The following is a 17,056-nucleotide window of genomic DNA, read 5'->3' as shown; positions in this document are numbered from 1 at the left end:
ACCATGGAACGCGCCGCCGCCACCTACGTCGAGGAGACCCGCTTCGGCTTCTGGTTCCTGCAGAGCCGCACCTGGCAGCACCACGTGCTGCGCGTGGCGATCAACGACCTCAGGGGCCTGTTCACCGAGCCGCTGCCGGAGGCGCCGGTGCTGCTGGACGCCGGCTGCGGCCAGGGCAAGTCCTTCCGCCTGCTGGCCGAGGCCTTCGCCCCGGCGCGGATGATCGGCCTGGACGCCGACCCGCACAGCCTCGACTGCTCCCGCGCCGAGGCCGGTCGCCTGGGGCTGGAGGTGCAACTGGTGAGCAGCGACTGCGCCGCGATCGCCCTGCCGGACGCCAGCGTCGACGTCCTCTTCTGCCACCAGACCTTCCACCACCTGGTGGAACAGGAACGCGCCCTGGCCGAATTCTGGCGGGTGCTGAAGCCGGGCGGCTACCTGCTGTTCGCCGAATCCACCCGCTACTACATCGACACCTGGGTGATCCGCTGGCTGTTCCGCCACCCGATGCACGTGCAGCGCACCGCCGAGCAGTACCTGGACATGCTGCGCGGCCAGGGCTTCGTCTTCGAGGCGCGCAACGTGTCCTACCCCTACCTGTGGTGGAGCCGCTCCGCCGATTTCGGCCTGCTGGAGCGCTGGGGCCTGCGCAACCCGCCGCCACCCGGCCGGCGCAACGAGACCTTGGTCAACGCCGTGGCACGCAAACCCCTGGAGAATGACGGCCGATGAAGCGCCTGCTGCTCGCCGGCCTGTACCTGCTGCTCGCCGCCTGTGCGGCGCGTACGCCGGTGCCCGAGCACCCACCCGTGCTGGACCTGCCGCAGTCCTTGCAGGTGCAACGCCAGGCCGAGGGCGAGGTCCGCGACTGGCTGCTGGTGGTGCAGGCCGAGGGGCCGGCACTGCGCTGGTCGCTGTTCGACCCGCTGGGCGTGCCCCTGTCGCGCCAGCTGCTGCAGGACGGTTCCTGGCGCGACGACGGCCTGCTGCCGCCCAACGACGAGGCCCGCGAGCTCTTCGCCGCGCTGCTCTACGCCCTGGCCCCGGCCGAGGCGTTGCAGCCGGCCTACGCCGGCATCGAGCAACGCATCGCCACCGATGGCCGGCGCGAGCTGGCCGGACGCTGGAGCATCGCCTACCGCGCGCCGCTGGATTTCGACCTGCAGCGCCGCGACGGCCCGCACTACCGAATCACCGCTCTCGACGAGGAACCCCGATGATCGCCAATCTCAACGCCCTGGGCCTGGTCTGCGCCCTGGGCCAGGGCAAGCAGGCGGTGGCCGACGCGCTGTTCGCCGGCGACGCATCGGGCATGCGCCACCAGGCCGGCTGGGTCGCGGGACGCGAACTGAGCATCGGTGCGGTGCCCGGTGAACTGCCGGCCATGCCCGCCGGCCTGGAGGCCTGCCAGAGCCGCAACAACCAGTTGCTGCTGGCCGCCGCGCTGGAGATCGAAACGCAGCTGCGCGCCGCCATCGAGCGTCACGGCCTGGACCGCGTGGGCATCGTCCTCGGCACCAGCACCTCGGGCATCCAGGAAGCCAGCGAAGGCATCGGCGAGCACCTGCGCACCGGCACCCTGCCGGATGACTACCGCTACCCGCAGCAGGAGCTGGCCGCACCGGCCGCCTTCCTCGCCGCCTGGCTGGGCACCCGTGGCCCGGCCTATTGCATCTCCACCGCCTGCACCTCCAGCGCCCGCGCCCTGTTGAGCGCGCGTCGACTGCTGGCACTGGGCGTGTGCGATGCGGTGATCTGCGGCGGCGTGGATTCGCTCTGCGGCCTCACCCTCAACGGCTTCAGCGCGCTGGAAGCGGTCTCCGCCGAGCCCTGCAACCCGCTGTCGCGCAACCGCAACGGCATCAACATCGGCGAAGGCGCGGCGCTGTTCCTGCTCGACCGCGAGCCGGGCCCCATCGCCCTGCTGGGTGCCGGCGCCTGCTCCGACGCGCACCACATCTCGGCCCCCGAGCCCGCTGGCGTCGGCGCCCAACGCGCCATGCGCCTGGCCCTGGCTGACGCCGGAACGAGCGCCGAAGGCATCCACTACCTGAACCTGCATGGCACCGCCACGGTGCACAACGACGCCATGGAGAGCCATGCCACCGCCGCGCTGTTCCCCGCCGGGCTGCCGGTGTCGTCCACCAAGCCGCTGACCGGCCACACCCTGGGCGCCGCCGGTGCGCTGGAAGCGGCCTTCTGCTGGCTGGCCCTGAGCGAGCACAACCGCGACCGCCTCCTGCCGCCGCACCTGTGGGACGGCGAGGCCGACCCGGAGCTGCCCGCGCTGGAACTGGCGCACCGTGGCCGCGCCCTGGAGCCATCCTCGGGCCGCCGCCTGATGAGCAATTCGTTCGCCTTCGGCGGCAGCAACATCAGCCTGATCATCGGAGATGCGCCATGAACGACTGGCCGATTGCCGAGCTGGTCCCCCATGCCGGGGACATGATCCTCATCGACCGCGTCCTGCGCTTCGGCGACGAGGATGTGGAAACCCTCGCCACCGTGCGCCCCGGGCTGTTCAGCCAGGACGACGGCAGCCTGCCGGCCTGGGTCGGTGTGGAGCTGATGGCCCAGAGCATCGCCGCCTACGCCGGCTGCCAGGCGCGCCAGGCGGGGCAACCCGTGGAGCTGGGCTTCCTGCTCGGCACCCGCAACTTTCAATGCGACGTCGACCGCTTCCCGGCCGGCGCCGAGCTGCACATCAGCGCCACCCGCACGCTGCAGGACGACAACGGCATGGGTGTGTTCGAATGCCGCCTGGAGGGGCCGGGCCTGACAGCCTTCGCCCGCCTCAATGTCTTCCGTCCGCCGCAGGTGGCCCGTTACCTGGAGGAACCCCAAGCATGACCGAGACCATCCTGGTCACCGGCTCCAGCCGTGGCATCGGCCGCGCCATCGCCCTGCGCCTGGCGCGCGCCGGCTTCGACCTGGTGCTGCATTGCCGCTCGCGCCGCGATGAGGCCGAGGCGGTGAAGACCGAGATCGAGGCCCTGGGCCGCAGCGCCCGGGTGCTGCAGTTCGACGTCTCCGACCGCGCCGCCTGCCGCGCGCAACTGGAGGCCGACGTGGAAGCCCATGGCGCCTACTACGGCGTGGTGTGCAACGCCGGCCTGACCCGCGACGGCGCCTTCCCGGCGCTGACCGAGGAGGACTGGGACAGCGTGCTGCGCACCAACCTGGACGGCTTCTACAACGTACTGCACCCGCTGTGCATGCCGATGATCCGCCGTCGCAAGCCGGGGCGCATCGTCTGCATCACCTCGGTCTCGGGGCTGATCGGCAACCGTGGCCAGGTCAACTACAGCGCGTCCAAGGCCGGCGTGATCGGCGCGGCCAAGGCACTGGCCATCGAGCTGGGCAAGCGCCGCATCACGGTCAACTGCGTGGCCCCGGGGCTGATCGATACCGAGATACTCGACGAGCAGGTGCCGGTGGAGGAGATCCTCAAGATGGTCCCGGCCCAGCGCATGGGCACGCCGGAAGAAGTGGCAGGCGCCGTGAATTTCCTGATGTCCGAGGAGGCGGGGTACATCACCCGCCAGGTCCTCGCCGTGAATGGTGGGTTGTGCTGATGAAACGCGTCGTCATTACCGGCATGGCCGGCGTCACCTCCCTGGGCAACGACTGGGCCGGCATCTCGGCCAACTTCCTGGGCAACCGCAGCGGCATCCGCCGCATGGACGAGTGGGACCGCTTCACCGAGCTGAACACCCGCCTGGCCGGCCCCATCGATGATTTCGCCACGCCCTCGCACTGGACGCGCAAGCAGATGCGCAGCATGGGCCGCGTTTCCAAGCTGGCGGTCTACGCGGCGGAGCGGGCGCTGGCCGATGCCGGGCTCGCGGGTGAGGCGATGATCAAGGACGGGCGCATGGGCGTGGCCTGTGGTTCGTCCACCGGCAGCACCGACGAGATCAAGGCCTTCGGCAACATGCTGCTGAACTCGGTGGCGGACGGCCTCAACGCCAACTCCTACGTGCGCATGATGCCGCACACGGCAGCGGCCAATATCAGCATCTTCTTCGGCCTCAAGGGCCGCCTGATCCCCACCTCCAGCGCCTGCACCAGCGGCAGCCAGGGCATCGGCTACGCCTATGAGGCGATCAAGTTCGGCCGCCTGCCGATGATGCTCGCCGGGGGTGCCGAGGAGCTCTGCCCCACCGAGGCGATGGTGTTCGATGCGCTCTACGCCACCAGCCTGAAGAACGACGCCCCGCACACCTCGCCGCGCCCCTACGACAGCGGCCGCGACGGCCTGGTGATCGGCGAAGGTGCCGGCATTCTGGTGCTTGAAGAACTGGAGCACGCCCTGGCCCGTGGCGCGAAGATCCACGCCGAGATCGTCGGCTTCGGCTGCAACGCCGACGGCCAGCACACCACCAAGCCGGAGCAGGCGACCATGCGCGGCGCGATGGAGCTGGCCCTGGCCGACGCCGGCCTGGCGCCTTCGGCCATCGGCTACGTCAACGGCCACGGCACCGCCACCGAGCAGGGCGACGTGGCGGAGACGCTCGCCACCAGCAGCCTGTTCGGCGCACGCATGCCCATCAGCTCGCAGAAGAGCTTCCTCGGCCACACCCTGGGCGCCTGCGGCGCGCTGGAGTCCTGGTTCAGCATCGAGATGATGAACAGCGACCAGTACATCCACACCCTCAACCTCGACGCCGTTGACCCGGCCTGCGGCGAGCTCGACTACCTGCGCGGCGAGCCCCGGCAGATGAGCAACGAGTACGTGATGAACAACAACTTCGCCTTCGGTGGGGTCAACACCTCGTTGATCTTCCGGCGCTGGCGCTGAGCAGAAAACAACCGATATCCCAACAAGACCGTCAAGGAGACGACCATGAGCCTCAAGACCTGGACCGCTGTTGCTGTACTGTCCGCCGCTGTTCTGCCCGGCATCAGCCAGGCCCGTGACACCGCACACTTCCTCGACTTCAACACCGTGGTCACCGAGGCCGTGCAGGCGGGCCGCCTGGATGGCAGCGTGAAGTTCTTCCTGGCCGGCAACACCCCCGCCGGCAAGGTGACGGTGATCAACCCCAACATCACCACCAGCCAGAAGACCAACGCCTTCAACAAGAGCGACGAGGAAGCCTGCCGCTGGGTGCTGCAGTCCGCCCTGATCCGCCTGCAGGACGCGGCCAAGGCGGCCGGCGCCAACGCGGTGGTGGACATCGCCAGCAACTACAAGAACAAGGAATACAAGGACGCCACCAAGTACGAATGCCACGCGGGTGCCATCATGGCCGGCGTTGCTCTCAAAGGTAAGCTTGCCAGCATCAAGTAAGCCGCTGGAGTTGTTGGAGAAGGCCGCGCAAGCGGCCTTTTTCATGGGCGCGGGAAATGCCCTGAACGAATTAGCTGACCGGAAAGTCAACTCAATCGAGACCGACCCTGCCCTCGAGGAGACCCGGGATGCCCCAGCAGACCTTCACCATCCACTACCGCTTCCACAACGAACCACGACGCCATGAATTGGAGCTGGACCAGCGGCCCGACCCCGGCGAAGCCGCCATGCACCTGCTGGTGCTGCATTTCGCCGATGCCGAGAACAGCCTGGTGATGCCGCCGGCGGACGCCAGTGCGGAGGAAGTGGTCCAGCAGGCCGAGCTGCTGGGGATAAGCGATATCCGCCTTTCCTGAGCACGGCGGAGATAGACGCTCCTTGTCGATGAACGGCGCAGATGACATCAATTTGCCATCTCCGTATAGTGCCGCTGCCCACGCGCAACGCGAAAAGCCATCAGGGCCCGGGCACACGCCAAGACGACAAGGAGCTGATCTTGCGCAATTTCCAAAGGAACCTGTTTCTCTCGTTCGCCCTCTCCACCACGCTGCTTTCCGGGTGCGCCAGCATCGTCAGTGACAGCGCCTATCCGGTATCGGTGAGCAGCACGCCGGTGGGGGCGAATTTCGAGATCAAGGACAGCACGGGGAAAGTCATCCACAGCGGCACCACGCCGGGGACGGTGACGCTGAAATCCGGCCGCGGCTACTTCAAGAAGGCGAACTACACCATCGCCTTCAAGAAGGAAGGCTTCGCCGACCAGGAGATCAAGCTGAATTCGAGCCTCAACGGCTGGTACTGGGGCAACCTGCTGTTCGGCGGCCTGATCGGCATGCTGATCGTCGACCCGCTGACCGGCGCGATGTACAAGCTGCCGGAGAACACCGCGGCGGACCTGGGCAACCAGCTGGTCGGCCAGGCCGGCGGCAAGGACCTGACGCTGCTCACCATCGACCAGATCCCCGAGGACCGCAGGGCGGAACTGATAAAGGTGAACTGAGAAAGAAAGAAGGCCGCATCAGCGGCCTTTTTCATGGGCGGGTGCCCCTCAGCGGTGGTACTGCGCCGACAGCTCGTGGACGGCCTCGAAGAAGGCACCGGCGTTGGCCGGGTCGACTTCGGGGGTGACGCCATGGCCGAGGTTGAACACCTGGCCGCTGCCCTGGCCGTAGGCGGCGAGGATGCGCCCCACTTCGGCGCGGATGGCGGCGGGGTTGGCGTAGAGCACCGCCGGGTCCATGTTGCCCTGCAGGGCGACCTTGGAACCGACGCGGGCACGGGCGCTGCCGATGTCGCAGGTCCAGTCCAGGCCCAGTGCTTCGGCGCCGCTGTCGGCCATGGATTCCAGCCACAGGCCGCCGCCCTTGGTGAACAGGATCACCGGCACGCGACGTCCGTCATGCTCACGGATCAGGCCGTCGATGATCTGCTTCATGTAGGCCAGGGAGAACTCCTGGTAGGCCGCCGCCGAGAGGCTGCCGCCCCAGGAGTCGAAGATCTGCACCGCCTGGGCGCCGGCGCGGATCTGCCCGTTGAGGTAGGCGATGATTGATTTCGCCAGCTTGTCGAGCAGGGCGTGCATGGCCTGGGGATCGTTGTAGAGCATCGCCTTGGACTTGCGGAAATCCTTGCTGGAGCCGCCTTCGACCATGTAGGTGGCGAGGGTCCAGGGGCTGCCGGTGAAGCCGATCAGCGGCACGCGGCCGTTCAGCTCGCGGCGGATGTTGCGCACGGCGTCCATCACGTAGCCCAGGTCCTGCTCGGGATCGGGGATCGGCAGGGCCTCGACGTCGGCCAGGCTGCCGACCACCTTCCTGAAACGCGGGCCTTCGCCGGTCTCGAAGTACAGGCCCTGGCCCATGGCGTCGGGGATGGTGAGGATGTCGGAGAAGAGGATCGCCGCGTCCAGCTGCGGGTAGCGGTCCAGCGGCTGGATGGTGACCTCGCAGGCCAGCTCGGGGTTCTTCATCAGGCTGACGAAGTCACCGGCCTTGGCGCGGGTGGCCCGGTATTCCGGCAGGTAACGACCGGCCTGGCGCATCATCCAGACGGGGGTGACATCGACGGGCTGCTTGAGCAGGGCGCGGAGGAAACGGTCGTTCTTCAAGACGGTCATGGCAGTGTCCAACGAAAAAGTGCGGGCATTTTCGCAAAGCCCAACGCAAAAGGCACGGCGGGGGCCGTGCCTTTTGTCTATCGCGACCATTTGACGCGCTGAAAGCCTACAAAGCTGGAAGCGTCTGGGGATCGACGGAGAGCGCTACCCCCTGGGCTCATTTGTTTGAGCAGCCCGGGCGTAGGGTGGACCACGCTTCACCGGTCCACCATTCGCGGTCATGCCGGACTCCGCTGCGCGTGGGTTTCGCTACGCTCTACCCACCCTACGAGCTTGAAGCGGAGCCCGGGTTGGCACCGCCGGTGGATGCAAAGAGCGGCATCCACCCTACGCCCCTTCCAGCTTCAGGCTTCAGGCTCAGACCCCCAGATAATCGAGGATGCCTTCGGCAGCGTTGCGGCCTTCGAAGATCGCCGTCACCACCAGGTCGGAACCGCGGACCATGTCGCCACCGGCGAAGATCTTCGGGTTGCTGGTCTGGTGCTTGAACGCGTTCTGCTCGGGTGCGACGACGCGGCCCTGGCTGTCGATGCGGATGTCGAACTGCTCGAACCAGGGGGCCGGGCTCGGGCGGAAGCCGAAGGCGATCAGCACGGCTTCCGCCGGGATGATTTCCTCGGAGCCCGGGATCGGCTCGGGGCTGCGACGGCCACGGGCGTCCGGCTCGCCGAGACGGGTCTCGACCACCTTGACGCCTTCCACCTTGTCTTCGCCGACGATGGCGATGGGCTGGCGGTTGAAGAGGAATTTCACGCCCTCTTCCTTGGCGTTCTTCACCTCTTTGCGCGAGCCGGGCATGTTCTCCTCATCGCGGCGGTAGGCGCAGGTCACGGACTTGGCGCCCTGGCGGATGGAGGTGCGGTTGCAGTCCATCGCGGTGTCGCCGCCACCGAGGACGACGACGCGCTTGCCCTTCATGTCGATGAAGTCTTCCGGCGCCTTCTCGAAGCCGAGGTTGCGATTGACGTTGGCGATGAGGAAGTCGAGCGCGTCGTGCACGCCCGGCAGGTCTTCGCCCGGGAAGCCGCCCTTCATGTAGGTGTAGGTGCCCATGCCCATGAACACGGCGTCGTACTCATCCAGCAGCTGCTGCATGGTGACGTCCTTGCCGATCTCGGTGTTCAGGCGGAACTCGACGCCCATGCCGGTGAAGACCTCGCGGCGGCGGCTCATCACGGTCTTTTCCAGCTTGAACTCGGGGATGCCGAAGGTCAGCAGGCCACCGATCTCGGGGTTCTTGTCGAACACCACCGGGGTCACGCCGTTGCGCACCAGGATGTCGGCGCAGCCGAGGCCGGCCGGGCCGGCGCCGATGACGGCGACGCGCTTGCCGGTGGGCTTGACCTTGGACATGTCCGGACGCCAGCCCATGGCGAAGGCGGTGTCGGTGATGTACTTCTCCACCGAGCCGATGGTGACCGCGCCGAAGCCGTCGTTGAGGGTGCAGGCACCTTCGCAGAGGCGGTCCTGCGGGCACACGCGGCCGCAGACTTCCGGCAGGGTGTTGGTCTGGTGGGACAGTTCGGCGGCGGCCAGGATGTTGCCTTCCGAGACCAGCTTCAGCCAGTTCGGAATGAAGTTGTGCACCGGGCACTTCCACTCGCAATAGGGGTTGCCGCAACCGAGGCAGCGGTGCGCCTGGTCAGCCGCCTGCTGCGGCTTGAACAGGTCGTGGATCTCGACGAATTCGCGCTTGCGCTGGCGCAGCAGCTTCTTCTTCGGATCCTTGCGCCCGACCTCGATGAACTGGAAGTCGTTGTTCAGACGTTCAGTCATTTGAAAAACCTCTTAACAGCAGCGGCAAGCTACAAGCTGCAAGCTGCAAGACTCATCACGGTACCCGGCAGGCCGATGGGGCCTGCCGAGCTGGGCGTTTGTTATTGCGGGTTGGCTCGGGTGCTGGAGAGCAGCGAGGCGAGGTTCGCGGCCTTCGGCTTGACCAGCCAGAACTTGCGCAGGTAGTCGTCCAGGTTCTCCAGCAGGTGGGCGCCCCACTCGCTTTCGGTTTCCTTGACGTACTCGGCCAGCACGCTGTGCAGGTGGCTGCGGTAGGCCTCCATCGCCTCGTTGCTGATGCGCTGGATCTCGACCAGTTCGTGGTTCACCCGGTCGACGAAGCTGTTGTCCAGGTCGAGCACGTAGGCGAAGCCGCCGGTCATGCCCGAGCCGAAGTTGTAGCCGGTCTTGCCGAGGACGCAGACGAAGCCGCCGGTCATGTATTCGCAGCAGTGATCGCCCGTACCTTCCACGACGGTGTGGGCGCCGGAGTTGCGCACGGCGAAACGCTCGCCTGCGGTGCCTGCGGCGAACAGCTTGCCGCCGGTGGCGCCGTACAGGCAGGTGTTGCCGATGATGGCCGACTCCTGGGTCTTGAACGGGCTGCCCTTGGGCGGGGTGATGACCAGCTTGCCGCCGGTCATGCCCTTGCCGACGTAGTCGTTGGCGTCGCCTTCGAGGTACAGGTTCAGGCCGCCGGCGTTCCACACGCCGAAGCTCTGGCCCGCGGTGCCCTTGAAGCGGAAGGTGATCGGCGCCTTGGCCATGCCCTGGTTGCCGTGCACGCGGGCGATCTCGCCGGAGACACGGGCACCGATGGAGCGGTCGCAGTTGCAGATGTCGAGGGCGAACTCGGCGCCGCTCTTGGCGTCGATGGCGGCCTTGGCCATCTCGACCATCTTCTCGGCCAGCAGGCCCTGGTCGAACGGCGGGTTCTTCTCGACTTCGCAGAACTGCGGCTTGTCGGCCGGGACCTTGTCGCTGCCCAGCAGCGGGGACAGGTCCAGGTGGCCCTGCTTCTCGGTCTCGCCGGGGAGCATTTCCAGCAGGTCGGTGCGGCCGATCAGCTCGCCCAGGCTCGGCACGCCGAGCTTGGCCAGCCACTCGCGGGTGTCTTCGGCGACGTAGGTGAAGTAGTTCATCACCATTTCGACGGTGCCGATGAAGTGGTCCTTGCGCAGCTTGTCGTTCTGGGTGGCCACGCCTGTGGCGCAGTTGTTCAGGTGGCAGATGCGCAGGTACTTGCAGCCCAGGGCGACCATCGGGCCGGTGCCGAAGCCGAAGCTCTCGGCGCCGAGGATGGCGGCCTTGATCACGTCGAGGCCGGTCTTCAGGCCGCCGTCGGTCTGCACCCGGACCTTGCCGCGCAGGTCGTTGCCGCGCAGGGTCTGGTGGGTCTCGGCGAGGCCGAGCTCCCAGGGGCTGCCGGCGTACTTGATGGAGGTCAGCGGCGAGGCGCCGGTGCCGCCGTCGTAGCCGGAGATGGTGATCAGGTCGGCATAGGCCTTGGCCACGCCGGCGGCGATGGTGCCGACACCGGCTTCCGCCACCAGCTTCACCGAGACCAGCGCCTTGGGGTTGACCTGCTTGAGGTCGAAGATCAGCTGCGACAGGTCTTCGATGGAGTAGATGTCGTGGTGCGGCGGCGGCGAGATCAGGGTCACGCCGGGGACCGCGTAGCGCAGCTTGGCGATCAGGCCGTTGACCTTGCCGCCGGGCAGCTGGCCGCCTTCGCCGGGCTTGGCGCCCTGGGCGACCTTGATCTGCAGCACTTCGGCGTTGACCAGGTACTCGGGGGTGACGCCGAAGCGGCCGGTGGCGACCTGCTTGATCTTGGAGCTGCGCACGGTGCCGTAGCGCGCCGGGTCTTCACCGCCCTCACCGGAGTTGGAGCGGCCGCCGAGGCGGTTCATGGCTTCGGCCAGGGCCTCGTGGGCCTCCGGAGACAGGGCACCCAGGGAGATGCCGGCCGCGTCGAAGCGCTTGAAGATGGCGTCCAGCGGTTCGACCTGGTCGAGCGACAGGGGCTGGTCGGCGAGCTTGACCTTGAGCAGGTCGCGCAGCATCGACACCGGGCGGTTGTCCACCAGCGCGGCGTATTCCTTGTACTTGGCGTAGTCGCTCTGCTGCACGGCGGCCTGCAGGGTGTTGACCACGTCGGGGTTGTAGGCGTGGTACTCGCCGCCGTAGACGAACTTGAGCAGGCCGCCCTGCTGGATCGGCTTGCGGTTGTTCCAGGCTTCGAAGGCGAGCAGCTTCTGCTCGGCCTCGATGTCGACGAAACGCGCGCCCTTGATGCGGCTGGCGACGCCCTTGAAGCTGAGCTCGACCACTTCCTCCGAGAGGCCCACGGCCTCGAACAGCTGCGCGCCGCGGTAGGAGGCGATGGTAGAGATGCCCATCTTCGAGAGGATCTTCAGCAGGCCCTTGGAGATGCCCTTGCGGTAGTGCTTGAAGACTTCGTAGAGATCGCCCAGCACTTCGCCGGTGCGGATCAGGTCGGCCAGCACTTCGTAGGCCAGGTAGGGGTAGACGGCGGAAGCGCCGAAACCGACCAGGACGGCGAAGTGGTGCGGGTCACGCGCAGTGGCGGTCTCGACCAGGATGTTGCAGTCGCAGCGCAGGCCCTGCTCGGTCAGGCGGTGGTGCACGGCGCCGACGGCCAGGGACGCGTGGGCGGGCAGCTTGCCGGGGCCGATGTGGCGGTCGCTGAGGACCAGCAGCACCTTGCCCGAGCGCACGGCTTCCTCGGCCTGGTCGGCGATGTTGCGCACGGCGGCCTCGAGGCCGATGGACTCGTCGTAGTTGAGGTCGATCACCTGGCGCTCGAAGCCTTCGCGGTCGAGGCTCATCAGCGCACGCCACTTGGCCGGGGAGATCACCGGGCTGCTGAGGATCACGCGGGTAGCATGCTCGCGGGACTCGGAGAAGATGTTGCGCTCGGCGCCCAGGCAGATTTCCAGGGACATGACGATGGCTTCGCGCAGCGGGTCGATCGGCGGGTTGGTGACCTGCGCGAATTGCTGGCGGAAGTAGTCGTAGGTGGAACGCACGCGGCGCGAGAGCACGGCCATGGGGGTGTCGTCGCCCATGGAGCCGACGGCTTCCTGCCCCTGCTCGCCCAGCGGGCGCAGCACCTGGTCACGCTCCTCGAAGGTGACCTGGAACATCTTCATGTACTGCTTGAGCTGGTCGCTGTCGTAGCTGGCCACGCCGTGGTCGTCGTCGAGCTTGGCCTGGATGCGCACGGCGCTCTGGCGCAGCCACTGCTTGTATGGGTGGCGCGACTTGAGGCGGTTGTCGATGTCGTCGGTGGTCAGGACCTGGCCGGTCTCGGTGTCCACGGCGAGGATCTGGCCGGGGCCGACGCGGCCCTTGGCGATGACGTCCTCGGGCTTGTAGTCCCAGACGCCGATCTCGGAGGCCAGGGTGATGTAGCCGTTCTTGGTGGTGACCCAGCGGGCCGGGCGCAGGCCGTTGCGGTCGAGCAGGCAGACGGCGTGGCGGCCGTCGGTCAGCACGACACCGGCGGGGCCGTCCCAGGGCTCCATGTGCATGGAGTTGTATTCGTAGAAGGCGCGCAGGTCGGCGTCCATGGTCTCGACGTTCTGCCAGGCCGGCGGAATGATCATGCGCAGGCCGCGGAACAGGTCGATGCCGCCGGTGACCATCAGCTCGAGCATGTTGTCCATGCTGGAGGAGTCGGAACCGACGCGGTTGACCAGCGGGCCGAGCTCGTCGATGTCGGGCAGCTGGTCGTTGGCGAACTTGGTGCGACGGGCCAGGGCCCAGTTGCGGTTGCCGGTGATGGTGTTGATCTCGCCGTTGTGGGCGAGGAAGCGGAAGGGCTGGGCCAGCGGCCACTTCGGCAGGGTGTTGGTGGAGAAGCGCTGGTGGAAGACGCAGATGGCGGTCTGCAGGCGCTCGTCACCCAGGTCCGGGTAGAACTGCTGCAGGTCGGCCGGCATCATCAGGCCTTTGTAGATGATGGTCTTGTGCGACAGGCTGCAGATGTAGTGCTCGCTGTCGTCGGCGTTGGCCACCGAGGAACGACGACGGGCGCTGAACAGCTTGATGGCCATCTCCTGGTCGGAGAGGCCTTCGCCACCGATGAACACCTGCTCGATCTGCGGCAGGCGCTCGAGGGCCAGGCGGCCGAGGACGCTGGTATCGATCGGTACCTTGCGCCAGCCGATCAGCTGCAGGCCGGCGGCTTCGATCTCGCGGTTCATGTTGGCGCGTGCGGCGTCGGCGCGAGCCTGGTCCTGGTTCAGGAAGACCATGCCCACGGCGTACTGGGCAGGCAGTTCGACTGCGAACTCGGCCTTGGCCGTGGCACGCAGGAACAGGTCGGGTTTCTGGATCAGCAGGCCACAACCGTCGCCGGTCTTGCCGTCGGCGTTGATGCCGCCGCGGTGGGTCATGCAGGTCAGTGCTTCGATAGCGGTTTGCAGAAGATGGTGGCTTGCCTCGCCTTGCATGTGGGCGATCAAGCCGAAACCGCAGTTATCCTTGAACTCATCAGGATGGTACAGACCTGCTTTCATAGGGAACTCTCACCAGGAACTGCCTTGGTAAAAAGGCAAAATTGCTTTGTAGTTCAACCACTTACCACACGCGCAGGACTAGGCGCCAGCTTTGCGCAGGCAAAAGGGAGGTCATTGTACATATCCACTTGGTCCGTCACAAATCTTCGCGACGATTAAGTGAAAGTTTATGTCGCCAAACCGAAGGATTAGACCGGAAGGTCGTGCTAACGACCCTCCGGTCACGGAGGCGGGAGGGAGATGGTGCCCGCTGTCAGCGGGCGATTTCCTGCTGGATGCTGGCGAAGCTCTTGGGCCAGGGCTTGCCGGCCTGGACCTTGGCGGGGAGCCCCTTGATCGCGGCCTGGGCGGCATTGCGGCTGGGGAAATTGCCATAGGTGACGACGTACAGCGGCTTGCCCTGGTGGACCTTCTTGAAGTAGCGGTACTCGCCGCCGTTCTGCTGGACGAACGCCTTGGCGCTGCCTTCGGAGCTGGTGCCGAGGATCTGCACGGCGTAATGACCGCCGGCCTGGGAGCGATACCAGCCATCTCCGGCACCGGCGGACGCAGTACCGGAAGCGGCCACGGCCGGTGCGGCAGCAGGCTTGGCAGCGGGTTTCTCGGCCGGCTTGGCCGGAGTCGTGGCTGCAGCGGCGGGCTTGGCGGGCGCTGTGGGCACCGCAGCCGGGGCGGACGCGGCGGAAGTCGGTGCAGTGGCGATCGGCTGGATCGGCTTGACGGCCGGCTGCTGGGTGATCACCGGAGCTGGCGGCACGGCCGGAGCGGTGCCGGCGACAGCGCCCACAGGCGGCGCGACGGTGGTGACGGTCGGCGGAATGGTCGCCTGGGAGCCAGGCTGGGCACCCCCTTCATCGAGATCGTCCTGGCCTGCCGCCTGCGCCAGCGGCTCGCGGATCACCGGCTGGGCTTCGCCCACCAGGGGCAGCGGCAGGGGCTGCGAGGAGCCGGCGAATTCCACGGCGGGCGCTTCCGCCGGTGCCTGGGGCTGGCCAGCGGGCGCTTCACCGGCAGGCGTCGGCTGCTGGCCCATGGGCAACTGGGCGGTCGTGGGCTGCGTGGAAGCCGGGCTGTCCGAACGGTTCTGCATCAACAGGGCCGCGACGACGCCAATGGCGACGACCCCCAGTGCCAGCAGGTGCTTCTTCGGTAGATTCAAGCTGAACCCTCCTTTGCGCGAGGCCCCCCGCTCGGCGAGCATGGCCTCGACCAACAGTTCACGAGCGGACTGATTGATGCCGCCGGGCCAACCACCGGATTGCAGATGGATATCCTCGATCTGCTCCTCGGTCAGCAGCTCAATCCCCTGTCCGGCGCCTTCGAGCCGCTGCGCCAGATATTCGCGGGTTTCGTCCTCGCTGTAGGGCAGAAGTTCAATGGCGTGGAAACGTTCTTCGCCATCGGCCAGCAGTTCCAGGCGCGGCAGCAGGTTGGAGTCGGCGAAGAGGAAGACATGCGGGCGAGCCTCGCTGTTGCCAGCGGCCAGGGTCAGCAGGTTGTCGAGACCGGCGTCGTCGAGGTCTTCGGCATCGTCCACCAGCAGGTAGACCTCCTGGCCGGTCAGCGCGAGCTGGCCGACCTGGGCGAGGACCGAGCGCGCGTCGCTCTGGGCAACACCCAGCGCCTGGGCAACCAGGCGCATCAGGCCGCCCGCCTCGGCCGCGCCGCGCGCGGAAACCACCACGCTTTGCACCGCCTGCTTATTGGTGCTGGCGACCAGCGCCTGGCGCAGAAGCGTCTTGCCGCTGCCTTGGGGACCGGTCACCACCAGCAGCAGCTGGCTGTAGCGGGCCAGGTGGTGCAACTGCCCAAGCACCGGCTTGCGCTGGGCGGGATAGAACTTGAAGCCGGGTACCCGCGCGGCGAAGGGGTCGTGGGTGAACTGGTAGTGGGCCAGGAAGGCCTCGTCGGCGTGCAGGCTGGTCATGGGACTCTTTTTACTCTCCAAGCTGGTCAGCCAGGGCGCGATAGTCCGCGCTCAGGGTGTCGTCCAGAATATTTCGCGGGTAATCCGCAGTGACAACGGCCTCGCCGATCGCGCGCAACAGCACCAGGCGCAGCTGTCCGTCGAGGACCTTCTTGTCCACTGCCATGTGTTCGAGGAACTGCTCGGGCGTCATCTCCTCCGGCGGCACGATGGGCAAGCCGGCATCGCGCAGCAGGCGGACCGAACGATCACGCTCCTCTTCGTTGATCCAACCCAGGCGCCGGGACATCTCCAGTGCCATGACGGTGCCGGCGGAAACCGCCTCGCCATGCAACCAGACGCCATAGCCCATGTGGGTCTCGATGGCATGCCCGAAGGTGTGGCCGAGGTTGAGGGTGGCGCGTATGCCGGACTCGCGCTCGTCGGCCCCGACGACCCGGGCTTTCGCCGCGCAGGAGCGCTCGATGGCTTCGGTCAGGGGTTCCTGTTCGAGGCTGCGCAGGGCAGCCATATGCTCTTCCAGCCAGGACAGGAAGGGCTCATCGCAGATCAGGCCGTATTTGATCACTTCGGCGAGGCCGGCGGAGAGCTCGCGCGGTGCAAGCGTGCGCAGCGTCGCAGTATCGATGATCACGGCCCGGGGCTGGTAGAAGGCACCGACCATGTTCTTGCCCAGCGGGTGGTTGATGCCGGTCTTGCCGCCGACGGAGGAGTCCACCTGGGACAGCAGGGTGGTAGGCACCTGGATGAAATCGACACCACGCTGGTAGCAGGCCGCCGCGAAGCCGGCCATGTCACCGATCACGCCACCACCCAGTGCGATGACGGTGGTGCGGCGATCGTGACGGGCGGTGAGCAGGCCGTCGAAGATCAGTTGCAGGGTTTCCCAGTTCTTGAAGGCTTCACCGTCGGGCAGGACGATCGGCTGCACCTTGTAGTCGGAAAGCGTGCGGGTCAGCTGTTCGAGATAGAGAGGGGCGACGGTCTCGTTGGTGACGATGGCCACCTGCTTGCCGGCGATATGGGGCGCGAAAAGCTCGACCTGCGTCAGCAGGCCAGCGCCGATATGGATGGGATAACTACGCTCGCCAAGATCGACCTGAAGTGTCCGCATGGGGCCCCCACTATGAAAAGGGCACTAGGATAGCGCAGTTCGGCCCCTGCTTTAACGGGGAGGCAGCGCCTGCAATCGTTCGAGGATTTCCTGGACCACCAGACGCGGAGGCCGCTCATCGGTCTCGATGATGATGTCGGCGATCTCACGGTAAAGGGGGTCACGGATGGCCATGAGGTCACGCAGCACACGCCCCGGATCAGCGGTACGCAGCAGTGGTCGGTTACGGTCACGGGAGGTGCGGTCGATCTGCTGTTCAACCGAGGTATGCAGATAGACGACC

The 17,056-nt window shown here is 66.9% G+C and carries 15 protein-coding genes; 9 read left to right on the top strand and 6 right to left on the bottom strand.

The window, feature by feature from the left end:
• Positions 1-3: 3 nt before the first annotated feature.
• The 9 genes from DMX10_RS03475 to DMX10_RS03435 all read left to right on the top strand — a co-directional run bounded on the left by DMX10_RS03475 (position 4) and on the right by DMX10_RS03435 (position 6,293).
• Positions 4-732 carry a class I SAM-dependent methyltransferase gene (locus tag DMX10_RS03475; protein WP_111259797.1) on the top strand — a complete coding sequence of 243 codons (729 nt, stop codon included), beginning with the start codon at positions 4-6 and terminating at the stop codon, positions 730-732.
• Positions 729-1,220 carry a DUF3261 domain-containing protein gene (locus DMX10_RS03470; protein WP_111259796.1) on the top strand — a complete coding sequence of 164 codons (492 nt, stop codon included), beginning with the start codon at positions 729-731 and terminating at the stop codon, positions 1,218-1,220. The genes DMX10_RS03475 and DMX10_RS03470 overlap by 4 nt, the downstream gene beginning before the upstream one ends.
• On the top strand, positions 1,217-2,404 hold the full coding sequence (locus DMX10_RS03465; RefSeq protein WP_111259795.1) for a beta-ketoacyl-ACP synthase: 1,188 nt from the start codon (positions 1,217-1,219) through the stop codon (positions 2,402-2,404). The genes DMX10_RS03470 and DMX10_RS03465 overlap by 4 nt, the downstream gene beginning before the upstream one ends.
• A complete protein-coding gene (locus DMX10_RS03460; protein ID WP_111259794.1) occupies positions 2,401-2,850 on the top strand; it encodes a hotdog family protein in 450 nt (149 codons plus the stop codon). The genes DMX10_RS03465 and DMX10_RS03460 overlap by 4 nt, the downstream gene beginning before the upstream one ends.
• A complete protein-coding gene (gene fabG, locus DMX10_RS03455) occupies positions 2,847-3,575 on the top strand; it encodes a 3-oxoacyl-ACP reductase FabG (protein ID WP_111259793.1) in 729 nt (242 codons plus the stop codon). Before DMX10_RS03460 ends, fabG begins: the two co-directional genes overlap by 4 nt.
• Positions 3,575-4,801, top strand: a complete 1,227-nt coding sequence (locus DMX10_RS03450) for a beta-ketoacyl-ACP synthase (protein WP_111259792.1) — start codon at positions 3,575-3,577, stop codon at positions 4,799-4,801. The genes fabG and DMX10_RS03450 overlap by 1 nt, the downstream gene beginning before the upstream one ends.
• A 45-nt stretch (positions 4,802-4,846) precedes the next feature.
• Entirely contained in the window at positions 4,847-5,293 is a 447-nt protein-coding gene (locus DMX10_RS03445; protein ID WP_111259791.1) for an excinuclease, read from the top strand.
• A 128-nt stretch (positions 5,294-5,421) separates the two neighbouring features.
• Positions 5,422-5,649: a hypothetical protein gene (locus tag DMX10_RS03440; RefSeq protein WP_111259790.1), complete on the top strand. Its 228-nt coding sequence runs from the start codon at positions 5,422-5,424 to the stop codon at positions 5,647-5,649.
• A gap of 140 nt (positions 5,650-5,789) precedes the next feature.
• Positions 5,790-6,293, top strand: coding sequence for a hypothetical protein (locus DMX10_RS03435; protein WP_236204345.1), 504 nt, complete (start codon positions 5,790-5,792; stop codon positions 6,291-6,293).
• Positions 6,294-6,341: 48 nt separating this feature from the next.
• Here DMX10_RS03435 and hemE read toward each other — a convergent pair whose 3' ends face one another.
• From hemE to DMX10_RS03405, 6 genes are all read right to left on the bottom strand, one after another.
• On the bottom strand, positions 6,342-7,409 hold the full coding sequence (gene hemE / locus DMX10_RS03430) for a uroporphyrinogen decarboxylase (protein WP_111259789.1): 1,068 nt from the start codon (positions 7,407-7,409) through the stop codon (positions 6,342-6,344).
• 357 nt (positions 7,410-7,766) lie between these two features.
• Complete coding sequence (locus DMX10_RS03425) at positions 7,767-9,185, bottom strand: FAD-dependent oxidoreductase (RefSeq protein ID WP_111259788.1); 1,419 nt, start codon at positions 9,183-9,185, stop codon at positions 7,767-7,769.
• Between the two features lie 101 nt (positions 9,186-9,286).
• Complete coding sequence (gene gltB, locus DMX10_RS03420; protein WP_111259787.1) at positions 9,287-13,732, bottom strand: glutamate synthase large subunit; 4,446 nt, start codon at positions 13,730-13,732, stop codon at positions 9,287-9,289.
• 253 nt (positions 13,733-13,985) lie between these two features.
• The gene (locus DMX10_RS03415) at positions 13,986-15,659 is read right to left on the bottom strand and encodes an AAA family ATPase (protein ID WP_111259786.1); all 1,674 of its coding nucleotides are present in this window, start codon (positions 15,657-15,659) and stop codon (positions 13,986-13,988) included.
• Positions 15,660-15,669: 10 nt separating this feature from the next.
• Positions 15,670-16,773 (bottom strand): 3-dehydroquinate synthase, encoded by a 1,104-nt coding sequence (aroB, locus tag DMX10_RS03410; RefSeq protein WP_111259785.1) that lies wholly within the window; start codon positions 16,771-16,773, stop codon positions 15,670-15,672.
• A 51-nt stretch (positions 16,774-16,824) separates the two neighbouring features.
• Positions 16,825-17,056: shikimate kinase (locus DMX10_RS03405; RefSeq protein ID WP_305888058.1), on the bottom strand; the 232-nt coding region annotated here is incomplete at its 5' end.

The organism is Pseudomonas sp. 57B-090624 (assembly GCF_003234055.1).
Lineage (GTDB): Bacteria > Pseudomonadota > Gammaproteobacteria > Pseudomonadales > Pseudomonadaceae > Metapseudomonas > Metapseudomonas tohonis.
Note: the sequence above shows the minus strand (reverse complement) of the source record. Positions and strands in the feature narration are given on the sequence as shown.

Excerpts from the sequence above, each read along its gene's own strand:
- DMX10_RS03475 (WP_111259797.1), top strand. The coding sequence starts at position 4 with ATGGAACGCGCCGCCGCCACCTACGTCGAGGAGACCCGCTTCGGCTTC.
- DMX10_RS03470 (WP_111259796.1), top strand. The coding sequence starts at position 729 with ATGAAGCGCCTGCTGCTCGCCGGCCTGTACCTGCTGCTCGCCGCCTGT.
- DMX10_RS03465 (WP_111259795.1), top strand. The coding sequence starts at position 1,217 with ATGATCGCCAATCTCAACGCCCTGGGCCTGGTCTGCGCCCTGGGCCAG.
- DMX10_RS03460 (WP_111259794.1), top strand. The coding sequence starts at position 2,401 with ATGAACGACTGGCCGATTGCCGAGCTGGTCCCCCATGCCGGGGACATG.
- fabG (WP_111259793.1), top strand. The coding sequence starts at position 2,847 with ATGACCGAGACCATCCTGGTCACCGGCTCCAGCCGTGGCATCGGCCGC.
- DMX10_RS03450 (WP_111259792.1), top strand. The coding sequence starts at position 3,575 with ATGAAACGCGTCGTCATTACCGGCATGGCCGGCGTCACCTCCCTGGGC.
- DMX10_RS03445 (WP_111259791.1), top strand. The coding sequence starts at position 4,847 with ATGAGCCTCAAGACCTGGACCGCTGTTGCTGTACTGTCCGCCGCTGTT.
- DMX10_RS03440 (WP_111259790.1), top strand. The coding sequence starts at position 5,422 with ATGCCCCAGCAGACCTTCACCATCCACTACCGCTTCCACAACGAACCA.
- hemE (WP_111259789.1), bottom strand. The coding sequence starts at position 7,409 with ATGACCGTCTTGAAGAACGACCGTTTCCTCCGCGCCCTGCTCAAGCAG.
- DMX10_RS03425 (WP_111259788.1), bottom strand. The coding sequence starts at position 9,185 with ATGACTGAACGTCTGAACAACGACTTCCAGTTCATCGAGGTCGGGCGC.
- gltB (WP_111259787.1), bottom strand. The coding sequence starts at position 13,732 with ATGAAAGCAGGTCTGTACCATCCTGATGAGTTCAAGGATAACTGCGGT.
- DMX10_RS03415 (WP_111259786.1), bottom strand. The coding sequence starts at position 15,659 with ATGACCAGCCTGCACGCCGACGAGGCCTTCCTGGCCCACTACCAGTTC.
- aroB (WP_111259785.1), bottom strand. The coding sequence starts at position 16,773 with ATGCGGACACTTCAGGTCGATCTTGGCGAGCGTAGTTATCCCATCCAT.